Raw genomic sequence first — 15,816 nt, 5'->3', positions numbered from 1 at the left:
AGCTACCAAGAAGTAAAAACGTAAAATTATCTAAATGACTTTATGTATTATGCATAATTACAAATATGGCACTTGATTTTTACAGAACGCCCCCTAAAATGGCATTAGATGTACTTTTTGCCATAGAACAGCCCTCGTCATCATTTAAAACACTATCCCGGAGTTCAATTAAAAATTCCGAAGGACCATTATTAAATTTTCGCCCGTACTTATTTTTTGTCCATCCAGAGTATGTTAAATGAACCTCATTCCGAGATCGGGTCAGCCCAACGTAAAACAGGCGTCTTTGTTCTCTTTTTTCTCCCTCCCCAGATCCATACCTTGGTATCAGGCCTTGGTCCATTCCCATAATCACTACAACGTCAAATTCTGAGCCCTTCGAACTGTGTAGAGTGAGAAGATTTAGGTGTTCCGGCGACCCTCCTTGCCCTGCAAACGCAGCAACTATGAAATTTTCGATTCTACCGCCCTTGGCACAAGCACCGATTAAACGTTCAAAAGCTTCTTTTTCGTCCCTCATTATTTTCTGTTGGCTGAACATTTCTTTTAAGCAGGACGATTGAAAAGCCGAGAGCCAATTATGCAACATCATCTCCGGACGTCGGTTAGCCCACAAAAACCGTATAAGTCCTCGCTTATACGTTAATAACATATCATTATCACAGTCGTTTCTGTTAAACGCAAGCCATGTCTGTATAAGGGCAGAAAGACGCGGCTTACCTTCTTTCCACCCACCGCTACACCATAACGCACAATCTTCCAGCCACCGAATTAAGGGGGTTTTTTGATAGGGGGCATTTTGATCTATCCTAATAAAGGGCAAGCCAGCTGCATTTACCTTCTCTGCTATCACGTCTCCCATGTTTTTATCTAAATATAACACAGCTATGTCACCGAGGTTGCAACGTCTTCTTTTTATAACATTGGGTATAATTTTATTGCATATTGTTTCTGCCTGGTGCTCAAGGCCCCCCGGACATTCATGAATATCAATAGTGCCTTTATGAGCCCCAGGGCGAGCATCATAACCCCTTTTTTCACCAAGCGTAATCTGAGAAGCCTTAACTATAGTCTCCCCACAACGGTAATTAAGTCTAAGCCTTACTTGTTCTATCCCTTCCATTTCAGCCAGTTTTTCAAGCAACTCCGGTTTTGCTCCCGTAAACCCGTATATTGACTGATCAGGGTCACCAACAGCAATCAGCCTGACTCCGGCCTTAAAACATAGACTAAGAACCATCCTATGAAGAGGGACTCCGAGATCCTGATATTCGTCTACAACTAGAACAGGAAATCGAGCTTTAATTAGTTTTCTTATCCATTCATGCTTTTCCACTAATTGAAGTCCCAAAAGCATCATATCATCAAAATCTATAAAACCATTTTTTCGTAATTTAGCTTCATATGCTTCAATTACCTGGGCAGCATCTTCATCGGTATTTTTCCATTCCAGGGAGTCACGGTCAAGATAAGTACGCCTGTAGCGAGCTAAACGGATTTTCCAACGCCTAAGCTCTTCATCACCCTTTTCCTGTAAAAGTGCCATTTCCATTAGACGGTCTTGTTCTTTTGGAATAGCTACGGACAGAGGTTCGGGTAATTCCAAACCAGCAATTTTTCCGTAAGGCAGGATAATATTTTTTAAACAAAAGGAATGTACTGTGCCGATAAAAATATGTGAATTCTCGACAACTCCTAACTCATCAAGCCGGCGTTTTAACTCTCTAGCACATTCTGCATTATATGTAATGCATGCAATACCACGGGGCAGGCGAATGTCCTCGTTTAAAATCCTAGCTACTTTAATTGTTATAATTTTTGTTTTACCACTCCCGGGACCGGCAAGTATTACACAATTTTTTTGAGATTCGTAAGCTTTTCTCTGGCCGGGATTCCCTCTCAAATCTTCGGCTACAACCAAGTATGTTGGTTTATTTAGAACATTTGCCGGCGACATACTTAATGGCCTCCTTAATGTACGGCGGACATATGGTTGCTTTGTAATTGGCAATTTTTGTGGCCAGACGTTGGGCAAACCGGCCTTTACCTATTGCACCTATATCTTTTAAAAACTTGGTTTCATCAAGTTTTTCAGGGGCTTCTCTCCAAACTCTTGCCCGTTCTTTGGCCGCATTATTTTCTGTTAGTTCAATTAAAGTACTGCACATACTTTTATGGCGCTTATATTTAAACAGGTCTATCTCCAACGTATAGTTGTTAAGAAAAATACCGTAATTAGGAGCCAAATCAAGTAATTTACCCTCATCTTCCGCTTTTTGGTATTCCCCTTCGTCCATAATTTCTTTTAGCAAACTTGTTACCCGGGAATGACCAAGGTATCTGCCATCTGATTGTGGGTCAAGGTCGGTTAACACGGCAAAGGGTATTCTCAAGCCGCTTTCCCCAAGTAATTTAACGTAGGGGGCAAAATTGGTGCCGGATACTGAGCAAACCGTTATCCCCAGTTCGTCAAAGTTATAGCCAAGACGTTTACCCAAAACTGGAACAAGATATTCTTCCGCATCTCCCTCAACAAGAATTACACCTTTAGCAAAAAGCATTTCACCTCGTGTTACATCAATATAGCGTTCAAGATCTGCTATTTCCTTCTCGTCAAGGATTACTTGAGTAGTAGATACTGCCTCTGTAGTATTTTCGGATGATGACCGGCGAAGGAGGATAATTGAATGCAGTGGGGATACACTAACAATGTGAGGTGAATGGGTAGTTAAGAGTATGGTTTGGTGTTTGTGCTTGATTTCAGAGCGACCGTCCTCTCCTTCTCGGTGGCTTCGAGGTCTCAAAAAATCGCGGTAAACAAGCCTTTGTAAGTGGGGGTGCAAATGGGCCTCGGGCTCCTCAATGCCAAGGAATGTATGATCCCTACTTCCCTGTTCAACGAGTTGTTCCAGTTCCAGTGACTTAAGAGCTAGGTAAAGCAAATTTGACGAACCAAGACTAGCCTCACCGACGCCCCTTTTCCCTCCATCAATAAAAAGGCGTATTTCCCTTATAAGTCTATAAGGATCCGTTGCAGTAAAACCAAGTATGGTGTTTAAACTGTTGAACTTACCAACCATATCTGAAAGTCTATTATTTATTTGTTCTGCCAACTCACTGATTTCATTATTCTTCAGTAATTCTGCTGAAGCATCAGCCACTTCCGAGGCAATGTTATTAAGTTCTTCACGGTCTATTTCCCTGGCCGCCTCATCCAGTAAAGGTCTTAAAGGTGAACGTCTCCAGCTTGACAGATCTCCCTCAGCGTCACGGAGAGCAGAAAGAACATTTACTGGAATCCTACGCCTGACATCGTAACCAACCCTGTTTTCAGCTCGATCGCCGCCATAAATAATAAATTCATAATCTGCGTCAGAGCTTGGCGAACCTGAAAGTGTCGCTAAAGGCTGAAATACATAGGTAAAACGTGCAGTCATAGGTTCCGGGTCTACGAGGTGCTCCGCCAATATAGCCATTAAATCTTCATTATCTTCAAAGTCTACCAGGTCAATTGATATGCTAATCATAGCAGTTTTTTTCAAAGGACGAGGAAGGCCATCCCAAAAATCCGATTCCTGCAGATGACGTGCAGTATCAGGCAACGATGGGTCAAGAACTAACCGCAATGCATATAAGAAATTGCTTTTACCGATGGTATTTTCTCCAACAATAACTGCATGTTCTCCAAGTGTAACGTCAAGATTTTTAAAATTACGGAAATTCTTTATTTGAACCCGGTTGATTTTAATTTTTTCTCACATCCTTTAAAATATAAGCAATTTCTTTTATTTTTGTACGAACAAAAACTACCTATTCTTACCTGTGTTACCCGTTATAAGCGATAATAATAAGAGCAATTCATTATTATATATGGTCATGTTCATATTATCTTAAATCTCGAATGGCTTATTATTTTGCATCACTTTCACCTGACCCAACCCAAAACCGCCTATTTAACCCTTTAATAATAGCTGTCCACTTCTCCCCTTCTGAGACCTGATCCCGTGCATGATTAAGTTTCCACAGTTGTACATCCAGCACGTCAGCGTTATGCAATAAAACCGCTTCCAATGTGCACGGTTCAACAGGACTGCCCCATTCCAATTTGCCGTGATGAGATGCGATCAAGTGAAGTAGGTGATTTAGCTTTTTAGTTGATATATCCGGGCAGTTGGGTGCATGACTTTTTATAAGCATCATACCCTGAGTAATATGCCCAAGCAACTGGCCGGTATCAGTCATGGTCATAACACAACCTGACCAATCATAATCAAAGATTTTTGCAACGTCGTGAAGAATGGCTCCAGTCAACAGTATGTCCTTATCTGTTCCGGGCGTGGCCAAGCGTAGACACTGGTCGGCTACACCACAGGTGTGTTCAATTAGCCCACCAATATAAGCATGATGGTGACTTATCGCAGCAGGGGCTTCAATAAATTTATTATAGTACTTAGAAAAAATTGACCTTATCATTTGGGCAAGGCCAATATCTTTCACTTGCAGGATATAGTTTTCCAACTGCCTCATAAGGATATTAGTGTCATATGGGCATACCGGAAGAAAATCACGTGGATTATATTCCTCCTGGCTGACCTGACGCCACTCAGATATATTAAGTTGATTCTCACCCCTAAATTGGGTTAGATTAGCAGATACAAATATGACCGAATTTTCAGTTGGAGCTTGTCCAGAGTGATCCCAAACCCGGGCTACAATTTCGGTGTCACCATCAGTCAGGCGTAAGTCGAGATAATCTTTTGGTGGGTTTTGATTTGTTTGGCGAATATTACATAGCTTAACGGCAAGGTAACCACTAAACAATTGTCCAATTGAATAATCTTTTAGCTTCAATTTTCACTCTCCTGTAACATCTCCACATGGTTAAGGGTTTACAATTTTTAATCTATTGGGACACATCGTATTCCAAATCTTTTGCAGCTAGTGGAGTTAGTAAAGTAGTAAGAGCACCTAAAGAGGAATGGGTTGCTTATAAAAGTGTGCCACGGGGCTATTGAGAGAAATAAAACCCGTTTCAACACGTCCTAGATTAAAACGTATTGCAAACACTAGCGGCGGTGCTATGTTATTTAGCCCCAATTTTCTCTAAAAAATCATCGTAGTTTCTCGCCTGCTTAAATTCTACGTCATCAGCAACTGCTTTAAAATGAAGCTTTCCACATTTTATCTTTGTTTTTTCGACTCCGCTTAGATCCTTTTCGTCCTTGTCGATCTTTGTTTCAACAATGAAGAATAGTCTGGCGATACCTTCGCTTCCCTTGCGAATTACTGCCCAGTCAGGGGAATATGCTCCGTAGGGTGTATCTATGACAAATCCGCCTTTTTTGAGTTTGGTATAAAGAAGTACCTCCTCGTCAGACTCAAGCCTCTTAGCAAACTCCAGTTCACCTTTGCTATCAAACTTATAATACATATTAACTGCCCTACGATTGTTAGCATTAGTTTTAAAGACGAGATTTGATACATCATCAAGCATTGCCCTGTCAATCTGTTCTGTTTCAAATATGGTTGATTCTTCAAAAACATAACCATCAATAACTTCATATTTAATATCGCCGTCAGCCATAAATTCTGTATGTTTGGCTTTTATTCCTTGAGTCACCTGGTCAAGGATATCCTGGTTTTGAAGCAAATTCTTTTTCTCGAGACCTGAAATAATCTTATAAATAGCCAGGCGGGGCAGCATGGTGTGGTACATGATGTAATTGATAATCTCGAATTCACTCTTCCGGGTATCCATACCCTCCAGTTCTTCAAACATTTTTTGTGCCGAGGCCTCAGACATTTTGAACTTCCTTAATTCGTCAAAATCGGCTTTACCCGACTCAATTACATACTCATGCTTAATGTTCCTGTATTTGAGTTTTTCATTTAGCTCAAGAACACACGCTTTTATAAATGCAGCACTATCAATATTCACTTGGTACATAGTACGTTTGGACATTCTTGCGCTTAATTCTTTTAAGAGTTTTTTAAAGTATTCTTCCGAAATATAGCTGTTCTTACCGTTTACAACAGGTTCTTCATCCCCATTTTTAATTGGGATTTTCTTGGTGCCTTTCTTGCGCATGGCATCTATAAACTTTGCTTTAATCATCTTACTGTGCTCTTGAAGCGTCTCATTGTTAAAGTTGATGTTCTCGATTTGCTTGGCTTCTTTCGTCAAGAGGCCTTCTTTATTGGTTATCTTACATTGAATTAGCTCATTTCTAAAGACTTCAGCAACCTCCATCACCTTATTCTCTGGAACCCCGGCTTCTGTGAGGGTGCTATAAATTACGTCAATCGTAACTTCATCTTTATTAAATCCCGAATGATCATTAAAGTCCTGCTGCAGCGCCGCCGCAAAATGGTCATAATGATCATTGGCGACAATGGTCAATTCGGCAACTTCACTGTCTTTAATCCGGTTCCCGTTAATATCAACAGGAAGGCGTAAGCCTCTACCGATCTCTTGTTTTTTAGCAATGTCGGAACCGCTTTTCTTCAGGGTACACATTGTAAATACATTGGGGTTATCCCAACCTTCACGAAGGGCGGAATGAGAGAAGATAAAGGTCAATGGTTCATCAAAGGAGATCAGTTCGTCCTTTTTCTCCAATATCAGTTCAATTCCCCTATCTATATCCTCTTGTGATTTGGCTTTGAGCTTCTGTTCATCCATAATGCTATCCCAGTTTTCAATCTCAACGGCTTTTTTATGCTTGTCTATAGCAAAATAACCCTCGCGCACTTTTTGAACATCCTGGTATTGTTTAAATAGTTCCGGATATTCATTAAATACTTTATTCCATTTGGGATCAGCAATAATTTTAGTGTACTCCTCATCGAAAATCTTTAAATATTCTCCACGTCCATCGGCAGCCCCGCTATCCCGGTATTTATTTACAGCATTGATAAAGAAAAGGGTTAATACCTTAATTTTATAGCCTTTTTTGAGTATATTATATTGTTTCTCCAGGTGGTTTTTAATGGCAAGTCTAATCTGGATTCTTATTGTTTCTTCTTCCCCAAAATTAATATTGCTTTCGCCAACCGTTAGTTCCAGTATTTCATCCCAATTACTGATTTTAAGTTTTTTCAGTTTATGCGGATCTTCCTGCACAATCATATTTTTGTATTGCCCAAGATTACCTGAGCATTCATATAGGGAATCACCGCCACGAACTTTAAACTGCCGTAAACGGATAACCCCACCCTGCTCTACGTGGAAAATCTCGATCCTGGCATACAAGTCCCTGGTAAATTCTACATAGCGGACATAAGGGTAGTCCTTGGGTATGGTGCCATGAACAGTTTTCACTTCGATCTTTTTAACCAAATCATTTTGGTAAGCATCATAAGAATCCAACTTATACACCTGGTTAAATAGCCGTTTATGTGTTGCCGAATAACGCAGTATAAATAGCGGTTTGATCATTTCAATGGCTTCCAGCGATGCACTTTTTTTCTTGGCCGATCCTTCAATCTTTTGCGGTTCGTCGATAATTACGATAGGGCTAATATATTTAATATCCTCCCAGAGAATTTGCCCGTATTCATCCGATTGACGAATTTTGTTCGTGTCTTTGTTAAAAGCCTGAATATTCATGACCACAATACTTAAATCTCTGGTTTCTACGAAACTGCTGCTGATCTTTTTGGGGGTGCTTGAATCATACACAAAAGCGTGATTCTTAATATCAAGTCCATCATAAAGAGACTTGAAATGCTCTTGTAACATATCAATGCTTTTTTCTACACCTTTTCTGATTGCAATACTGGGCACAACTATCATAAACTTTATAAAGCCATAAATCTTATTTAGTTCAAGGATGGTACGCAAATACACATAAGTTTTCCCTGTACCTGTTTCCATTTCAATGGTAAAATTTCTATCCTTCAGTTCATTATCCAGCATGAGCTTATTCTTAAGTTGAACATCACGCAAGTTGTTTAAGAGCCTAGCTTCCTTTATAATTTGGGGGTTGCGAACAGGATCACCTTCATGGAGCATTTTAATCCGATGTATATTCCGGTAGATTGTCCCCTCATCCTGACGGCTAACCCCTTTAAAAAGGTCGACAACCGAGTTAATTGCTTTCTCTTGATAATCCAGTTTATCATCAAATTGAAAAGTAATCCGATTTGACATAGCTTCACCCCCCCTTAAATAAACTCAACTCTGTAGGCTTTCTTCTCAATCCCACTGTTCTTTTTCATCTGGGCTTCAAGTCGCAGCATACTGTTGGTTTTGAGGGAGATATTATCTTCAAAGGCACTATCACGGAAGATAACCTTTGTAGGCATTGGTTCAATGGCCGCAATTTTATCAATAATGGTTTCTGTGACGTTCTCTTCTAGACATACGACAACCGTATCGGCAAAAATGTAGGTTCGTTCTCCGATTGAAGATAGCTTCTCGACATTTGTTGAAAGGGGGATATCTCTATGCCTTAACAGGATCTCATAAACTACATCAATATCGGTATAGCCTGGGTTAAAATCTAGTTTGTCTTTTTCTGACATGGTCTGATCATAATCAAATATATCAGACTTTATGGCTTCGCTAAACCAGCGGATGTTTGTATCAGCCGTTCTAAACACTTTGAAGCCTACATCAAGGTTTTCTATGCTTTCTTTATCTACTTTATCTTTGTTTTCTTTTTTTATTTTTTCACCAGCCTTGCGAATGCGTTCTTTTCCAATTTCAGATATGTTTTTAAAACCACCTTTAAACGCTTCGCTTTTTTCTTCACATGGTTCAGGAAGTTGTACCATGATAAACTTGCGGTTACCACCATCTTTAGCATTTAATTGCATAACGGCATGAGCTGTGGTTGCCGAACCAGCGAAAAAGTCAAGAATTATATCATTATCTTCCATGCCAATGCTGATAAATCTCTCAATCAACTCAATCGGTTTTGGAAATGGAAATAACTTCTTTCCAAAAATCTTTTCAACTTCTGCAGTTCCTCTTCTACTGGAAACCTCCTTGTCAATTTGCAGGGAACGTATAACCTTTCCTGTAAGCCTCGTTTTTTGTACTATTCTAAATTCACCTTCTGCTGTTTTATAACCAACGATTTCACGATTCAGCTCCGGGATAGCTTTAATTTTACTCCATCTCCAAACATGCTGAATATTGTCTTTTTTTGAAACAACAGGATAGACATCAACCCAACCATCTTTTTTTTCAAGGCCTATTTCATAAAAACCATTATCATCCTTGTTAAAAGGATTTAAATAAAATGGATAAAACAAATTTGGTCTAGTTTTAGGATTGAAAGCGACATTGCCATGATAAAGAGGGTAGAGATTAAAAGGCCCTATTTCATCAACGTATTTAAAATTCTTATTTTCATCAGGTAGCTGTTGTGTTGTAGTTTCCTGCATATTTTTAGCATAAAAAAGAGCATAATCATGCATCTTGGCTATGTGACCATAATCAATTGCACTTGGAGAAGAATTAATAATAAATAAGCCTATAAAATTCTCCTGTCCAAAAATTTCATCACATAATTTTCTTAAATTGTTTACTTCATTATCATCAGTACTTATAAAAATAACTCCATCTTCCCTTAGTAAATCTTTTGCAACTTTTAACCTTGGATACATCATTGAAAGCCAATTAGAGTGATACCTACCATTACTCTTTTGGTTAACTATCAGTCTATCCCCAGCTTGATTTAAGTCACCTTCTAAAACAGCATTTTCCTCTTGGCTAATTGAAAAATTGTCCTTATATATAAAATCATTACCTGTATTATATGGAGGATCAATATATATCATCTTAATTTTGCTATAGTAGCTATTCCGAAATAGGACTTGCTGAACCAAACAAAAACCCAATAAAATCAAGGATTTAGGAGCATATTTGTCGAAATAAGATGCATGGAAAATGCGGTAAAGATTGCAAAAACCGTGCACCTGGAGGCAAAAAATATGTTCCGTAAAGTGGAAAACCAATATTATCTTGAAGAATTTATATTGCCTTTTGAAGGCAAATTAAGAGCTGATAACCGCTGGGTAAAACTAGCTAAAATTATCCCCTGGGAAAGCATCGAAGAACGCTATGCCAATCTTTTTCCCAGCAACCGTGGACAGTTGGCTAAACCCGTCAGAATGGCCCTTGGTGCCTTAATCATTAAAGAGAAATGTGGCTATAGTGACCGTGAAACAGTGGAGCAGATCACTGAGAATCCGTACTTACAATACTTCATCGGTCTAAGGGAATACCATGATCGGCCACCATTTGATTCTTCACTAATGGTCCACTTTCGTAAGCGTTTTGGCTCTGAAACCCTAAAAGATATCAACGAAGAAATCTGTCGTGCCGCCAAGAAAGCGGAAGAGCAAAAGAAGGACGATGACAACAAGCCTAAACCACCTTCAGGTGGCAAAAAAACGCACGCGAAAGAACCAAATAGCCCAAAAAGCAAAGCCTCTTCTTTTGAGGTATATCCGGCAAACAAAGGCAAACTCATCTTGGATGCCACCTGCGCCCCGGCAGACATACGCTACCCCACTGACTTATCCTTGCTTAACGAAGCTAGGGAGAAGTTGGATAACATTATCGATCTCGTGCACAAGACTCTTGGTAAGCCAGGTAGAAGACCACGTACTTATCGTCAAATAGCTCGTAAAGCCTACCTTAACATTGTTCACAACAGAAAGCCTGGTAAAAAAGCTATCCGAAAAGCCATCGGCAAGCAGCTGCGCTATGTGAGGCGCAACCTAAGTGCTGTAGACCGCCTACTAGCTATGGCCGGTGATAGTCATGGTCTGAGTCAGAAACAACAGGATACATTGCGCACCATACGTATGGTCTATGAACAACAACTCCATATGTATACCTACCGCAAACACAAGATAAATGATCGCATTGTAAGCATCAGCCAGCCGCATGTGCGTCCCATTGTCCGAGGTAAGGCCACGGCTGATGTCGAGTTCGGCGCGAAAGTCGCTATCAGTATGGTAGATGGCTACGCCTTCGTGGAAACGCTGAGTTGGGATGCCTTCAATGAAGGAGTAACCTTGCAAGAATCGGTGGAATATTACCGCCAAAAGTACGGGTACTACCCTGAAGCCGTTCAGGCAGACAAAATATACCGGAATAGGGAAAACCTGCGCTTCTGCGATAGATATAACATACGGCTCAGTGGACCACGGCTAGGAAGACCACTGATTGATAAAGTACTACAGAGAGAACAGAGACGCATAGAACGGCAAGATGCCAGCGAACGCAATGCTGTAGAAGCGAAATTCGGAGAAGGCAAGCGTCGCTATGGATTGGCACGTATTATGGCACGTCTAAAAGAGACCGCCGAAAGCGTGATCTGCCTGCAGTTCCTAGTAATGAATTTGGAACGTAGGCTCCGTGTTCTTTTGTTCTTTTTTATGCGGCGTCTGTTTCGGTATAATCTGGGTTTTCAAGAACCGTTATTATACTGTTTTAATTAAAATAAGTTCGGTTCAGCAAGCCCGAAATAGCTTCAAAACTTCAAGATTATCCCCCTCGATATATAGATTCTCGGTAATATCTGCACTTTTACTATCCTCCGGAACATATTTAAGCGTCCTACCTACAACATCTGCAGTAGTAAGACGTTTGGCATCCTCTTTCCCAGCCCACCCAAGCTCATAGCGTTCAGATAATTTATCACTAACCGTTTCGAATTCGCCCAATTCATTTTTTAAAGCCTCAAAATCGACTTGTCCATCTTTAACAACGGACGGAAATAAGTCGGCCAGCTTTTTTACATTTTCACTTACCGGGTCAAATATCCCCTTTTGTATTTTCTTGAACTCCATTACCTTCATCCTCCTAAACGCACTCAATATATTTGGCAAACTCACTATACAGCCGTTTTAATTCCCCATTTATCTGTGCGTTTTGGGCCACTGTCCTGGCAGACTTTTGTTCTTTTTTTAACTGTGCTACCCTCTTTAGCTGAGAATAGAGTTTTAACATATCAGGGCGATTATACCACACCCTGGAGACAAGTAATTGTCTTACCCCGGACCATAAATTTAAATTAGATGTGATATAAGTTTTGATCATCATTTCAAGGTAAAAATCCAGTTTGTTGCCTCTGTTTTGAATTCTGTCAAATTCTATGTATTCATGTATCAAGGTATTTATTTCATCTCTAAACTGCATTGATGCAGGTGCAGAATACACCGTATCTTCTATGACTATCTGGGTTCTGTCTTGCAGGTTTAAGCGTTTATGACAAAAGCAATAGATTTCATGATTGGTATAATCATAAAACCGAATTAGGCATAAGGGCTTAACAAGCCTTTGTATAATATTGCCAATGAAAATCGCATTTTTGAGCACCGTTAACTGCACACTGAAAAACAAGATGACCTGGCAGTCATACTCTTCATTTACCAGAGAGGGAATATCCTCGCCGGCGATTTGATAAGAAAGCTGCACTGCTTCCACAACTTCCCTGAATCGTTTTTTCTCTTTTGGTGTCAAGTCAGCAGAGATAAAGGTTTTCAGCGCAAATTCCTTGTTTATTTCGTATTTGCCTGGTATGGATAGCATCGTAATCCCCCTATTCCACAACCAGGAAAGATATCAGCTCAAAATCATCAGTGCTGGAATTGGCAAAGTCGTTATTATAACCGCCAAAATCAAATATCGATTGTTCTGCTTTTTTATCTTCATCTCCCTGAATGACCGCTATCGCTTTATTCAGCAGCTGGGAATAAAAAGACATATCATCGGCATTCTTGGTCTTCTTATTAAACTTCTTAACCAATTGCGGGTCAGGGTTTGACTTGCCATACGCAATTTTTCTGAATTCCTTAAGAGCTTCACGGGCATTCGCATTACCATAATAAATCTCACCCTTATTACTGATATACATAACGTAATAGGGGTAAAGTGAGCTTTCGCTGGCCGGTTTGGCATCTTCATTCTGGTGCTTGAAACAGAATAAGCAGCCTTTCTTTTCCCCACCGGCAACCGAGTGAACACCCCGGGGAATTCGCATAATTTCAGGGTTTTCCTTGATATATGAGGATAGCTCATATATATAATCGTTCATATTTAGGTCTGTCAGAGAGATATTATCATTTAACTCTTCAATTTCTACAACCTCATTTTGCAGGCGTTCAAGCTGCTTTTTACGAAACATAAAATCGTTCATCTCGGGTGAAAGGAAATCTTCCTCACCGGTTGCCGTTAGATTGACAGCTGTCATTTTGCCTTTGACTCTCTGTTCCAGCTGTAAATAGTCGTTAAGTGCCAAATTGGGGAAAAAGTTAATCATGGCAATCCGTTCATTTTTACTACCTATACGATCAATTCGACCAAACCGCTGGATAAGGACAACTGGATTCCATTGGATGTCATAGTTGATCACGGTATCGCAATCCTGTAAGTTTTGTCCCTCTGAAATACAGTCTGTGGCAATCACGACATCAATCTGCTCCTGTCTGGGAAGCTCTTCGCCAATTTTAGAAAGCGGTGAAAAATGCCGCAGTATGGTATTATATTCACACCTTACATTCTTCATAGTGGTTCTGGGCTCACCCGACCCGGTTATACATGCTATGTTTATCCCATTCTGGGCCAGCTCTTTGCCAATGCAGTCGTATAAGTAATTCGCTGTATCGGTAAACGCTGAGAAAATTAGCATTTTACGATTTCCCGCATTGTAAGGGGCCCGGGTGATCTTCTCGATGATAATATCTTCTAACTTCTTTAGTTTGGCATCTCTTTTCCCGTCAAGTACCTCCAAAACATTCTTGTATAAGGTATCTAAAATTTCCTTATCGTAATATAAATCTTCTAAAAAATCGCCGGCGATCAGATGTTCCACTTTAATTTCATATTTATAATCCAACGTCGTATCGTCTTCAATGTATTCCTCCCCTTCAAGTTCAACTTCCCCTGATTTACACTGTGAAATTGTATTGATATAACTATCTATCCGGTCAATAAGCCTACGAATGGTTTCTTTGAAAGCAAAAACTGAGCTTTCCAGACGTTTAAATAAATTAAAGCGATGCAGGCGAGCGGCAATCAGTTCACGATTTTCGTGATAAAATACCACCCTGTCACCATAGATAGTCTGGAATTTTTTGCGGTAATATTCCTTATACTCCGACTTAATGTATTTCATTGGAGAGTATACGGCCAGTTTTAAGGACTCCAATATCTCATTGGTTTCATCAAATTTTAGTAGTCGTTCTTCGGTATCTATTTCAGGATAATACGTCTCAGGAGGCAACTTTTCCGGGAATTTACTAAAGTTGCTATTACCATAGTAACCTGTGATATGCTTCCTGCTGCGCGAAATCGTCAGCATCTCCAGGAGCTTATAAAAATCGGCGGGAAGCTTGTCCAAAAGATCATTCTTATTGCGTTCTTCGGTGCCCACCCAAGCATTGATTTCCTTTTGTGCCCTTCTCAACAAGCTTGAAATACTGGGTATATTTACTTCTTCAAAGGCAAAATCCCGATCGACCGTAATTATACTGATTTGATTTTTTAGATCCGTTAAGGAATTATTAACGGGCGTCGCCGATAACATCAAGACCTTGGTACCATGTCCTTTTTTAATAATATCGTCCATCAATTTTGTGTAACGACTCATATGATCCAGATCTTCGTTACGGTTGCGGAAGTTATGGGACTCGTCAATAACTACCAAGTCAAAGTTGCTCCAATTTACCCGGGACAAGTCAATCCCGCTTCGAGAGTACCCCTTTGTCCTGGTCAAATCCGTATGGCAGAGAATTTTATAATTAAAATTATCCTTAACAAAAGCATTATCGACATAAGGGTTTTTAAAGGAATCCCAATTGTCATAGAGCTTGGCAGGACATAGAACCAATACATTATCTTCCCGAAGTTCGAAGTATTTGATAACACCTAACGCTTCAAATGTTTTCCCCAAGCCTACGCTATCGGCAATGATACAACCATTATACTTATTGATTTTCTGGATGGCGGAAGCGACAGCGTCCTTCTGAAAGTCATACAGGCTATTCCAAATTACCGACTTTTTAAAGCCAGTTTTATCCTTCTCGAAGCGTTCCACACCGCTATCCAACTGACTGCCAAAAATCTCTTTTAAGGTAAAGTAATAAATAAATTCAGGGGAATAGTCTTTATACACATAACTTAGGCTTTCCAGCAATTGTTCTTTGAAATCCTCTGTATAATCGTTATTGTTCCAGATAATGTTAAACAACCGCTTGAAATGTTCAAGCTGTACTTTCTCGGTCACAGGAGAATTAAAATGAATTGGTGCCAATTCGCCCCGTTTGGTCTTTCTTGATATTTCGAGTGATGAAGTCCCTTGGATCGCAATCTCATCATCAATCATTATGATATTGCCGGTAACCTTGTCCGATTCTTTTACTTTCCTTACATTGACATGCTGCTTGATAAAATCATGCATGGATTTGGCTCTGGAAAAATGTTTTAGCTTGTTTTTCTGAACAATATCGTAGGAATTGAATAAGAGGTCAGTAGTCGAATTGTTTTCAATCTCAAATTCGCGGGGGAGTTCATGCCCGGTGGGGACATACGCCATATTGCGAATAATAAAGTTGATGCGTTTGACATTCTTGAGGCTTTTGGAAAGTTCTCCAAACACGGACAAAGTTAATTTATCGTTAATGATATCGATATTTCTGTCGTTTTTTTCTTTTAAAACTTCGTTAATTTTGGCAATAAGCTGTTCATTAGAGCTTATGACCTCATTCATACCTTGTTCCTCCCGACCCCATTCCAAATCTTTTTATATCTCAGCGTTCGCCTGTCAACTGGTTTTTCTGCATTTTTAAGTATAG

At 39.9% G+C, this 15,816-nt stretch carries 9 protein-coding genes; 1 reads left to right on the top strand and 8 read right to left on the bottom strand.

The annotated features are described in order from the left end of the window. Window positions 1-79 precede the first annotated feature (79 nt). The 5 genes from DESGI_RS07015 to DESGI_RS06995 all read right to left on the bottom strand — a co-directional run bounded on the left by DESGI_RS07015 (window position 80) and on the right by DESGI_RS06995 (window position 9,789). Complete coding sequence (locus DESGI_RS07015) at window positions 80-2,035, bottom strand: ATP-dependent helicase (protein WP_157872745.1); 1,956 nt, start codon at window positions 2,033-2,035, stop codon at window positions 80-82. Beyond that, complete coding sequence (locus tag DESGI_RS07010) at window positions 1,932-3,743, bottom strand: ATP-dependent nuclease (RefSeq protein ID WP_281168120.1); 1,812 nt, start codon at window positions 3,741-3,743, stop codon at window positions 1,932-1,934. Before DESGI_RS07010 ends, DESGI_RS07015 begins: the two co-directional genes overlap by 104 nt. A gap of 166 nt (window positions 3,744-3,909) precedes the next feature. Next, on the bottom strand, window positions 3,910-4,851 hold the full coding sequence (locus DESGI_RS07005) for a 3'-5' exoribonuclease YhaM family protein (protein WP_006522766.1): 942 nt from the start codon (window positions 4,849-4,851) through the stop codon (window positions 3,910-3,912). A 232-nt stretch (window positions 4,852-5,083) separates the two neighbouring features. Then, window positions 5,084-8,152, bottom strand: coding sequence for a restriction endonuclease (locus DESGI_RS07000; RefSeq protein WP_006522765.1), 3,069 nt, complete (start codon window positions 8,150-8,152; stop codon window positions 5,084-5,086). Between the two features lie 14 nt (window positions 8,153-8,166). Further along, window positions 8,167-9,789 (bottom strand): site-specific DNA-methyltransferase, encoded by a 1,623-nt coding sequence (locus DESGI_RS06995; protein ID WP_157872744.1) that lies wholly within the window; start codon window positions 9,787-9,789, stop codon window positions 8,167-8,169. 153 nt (window positions 9,790-9,942) lie between these two features. Here DESGI_RS06995 and DESGI_RS06990 point away from each other — a divergent pair, with 153 nt between their 5' ends. After that, a complete protein-coding gene (locus tag DESGI_RS06990; RefSeq protein ID WP_006522763.1) occupies window positions 9,943-11,460 on the top strand; it encodes an IS5 family transposase in 1,518 nt (505 codons plus the stop codon). A 12-nt stretch (window positions 11,461-11,472) separates the two neighbouring features. Here DESGI_RS06990 and DESGI_RS06985 read toward each other — a convergent pair whose 3' ends face one another. The 3 genes from DESGI_RS06985 to DESGI_RS06975 are packed head-to-tail and all read right to left on the bottom strand — an operon-like array spanning window position 11,473 to window position 15,731. Next, a complete protein-coding gene (locus tag DESGI_RS06985; protein ID WP_006522762.1) occupies window positions 11,473-11,811 on the bottom strand; it encodes a hypothetical protein in 339 nt (112 codons plus the stop codon). 13 nt (window positions 11,812-11,824) lie between these two features. Next, window positions 11,825-12,553, bottom strand: a complete 729-nt coding sequence (locus DESGI_RS06980; protein WP_006522761.1) for a DUF4391 domain-containing protein — start codon at window positions 12,551-12,553, stop codon at window positions 11,825-11,827. A 10-nt stretch (window positions 12,554-12,563) separates the two neighbouring features. Further along, window positions 12,564-15,731 carry a helicase-related protein gene (locus tag DESGI_RS06975; RefSeq protein WP_006522760.1) on the bottom strand — a complete coding sequence of 1,056 codons (3,168 nt, stop codon included), beginning with the start codon at window positions 15,729-15,731 and terminating at the stop codon, window positions 12,564-12,566. Between the last annotated feature and the right edge of the window lie 85 nt (window positions 15,732-15,816).

Origin of the sequence: Desulfoscipio gibsoniae DSM 7213, assembly GCF_000233715.2 — a bacterium.
GTDB lineage: Bacteria > Bacillota > Desulfotomaculia > Desulfotomaculales > Desulfallaceae > Sporotomaculum > Sporotomaculum gibsoniae.
This window is presented reverse-complemented; position numbering and strand designations above follow the sequence as displayed.

Excerpts from the sequence above, each read along its gene's own strand:
- DESGI_RS07000 (WP_006522765.1), bottom strand. The coding sequence starts at position 8,152 with ATGTCAAATCGGATTACTTTTCAATTTGATGATAAACTGGATTATCAA.
- DESGI_RS06995 (WP_157872744.1), bottom strand. The coding sequence starts at position 9,789 with ATGATATATATTGATCCTCCATATAATACAGGTAATGATTTTATATAT.
- DESGI_RS06990 (WP_006522763.1), top strand. The coding sequence starts at position 9,943 with ATGTTCCGTAAAGTGGAAAACCAATATTATCTTGAAGAATTTATATTG.
- DESGI_RS06985 (WP_006522762.1), bottom strand. The coding sequence starts at position 11,811 with ATGGAGTTCAAGAAAATACAAAAGGGGATATTTGACCCGGTAAGTGAA.
- DESGI_RS06980 (WP_006522761.1), bottom strand. The coding sequence starts at position 12,553 with ATGCTATCCATACCAGGCAAATACGAAATAAACAAGGAATTTGCGCTG.
- DESGI_RS06975 (WP_006522760.1), bottom strand. The coding sequence starts at position 15,731 with ATGAATGAGGTCATAAGCTCTAATGAACAGCTTATTGCCAAAATTAAC.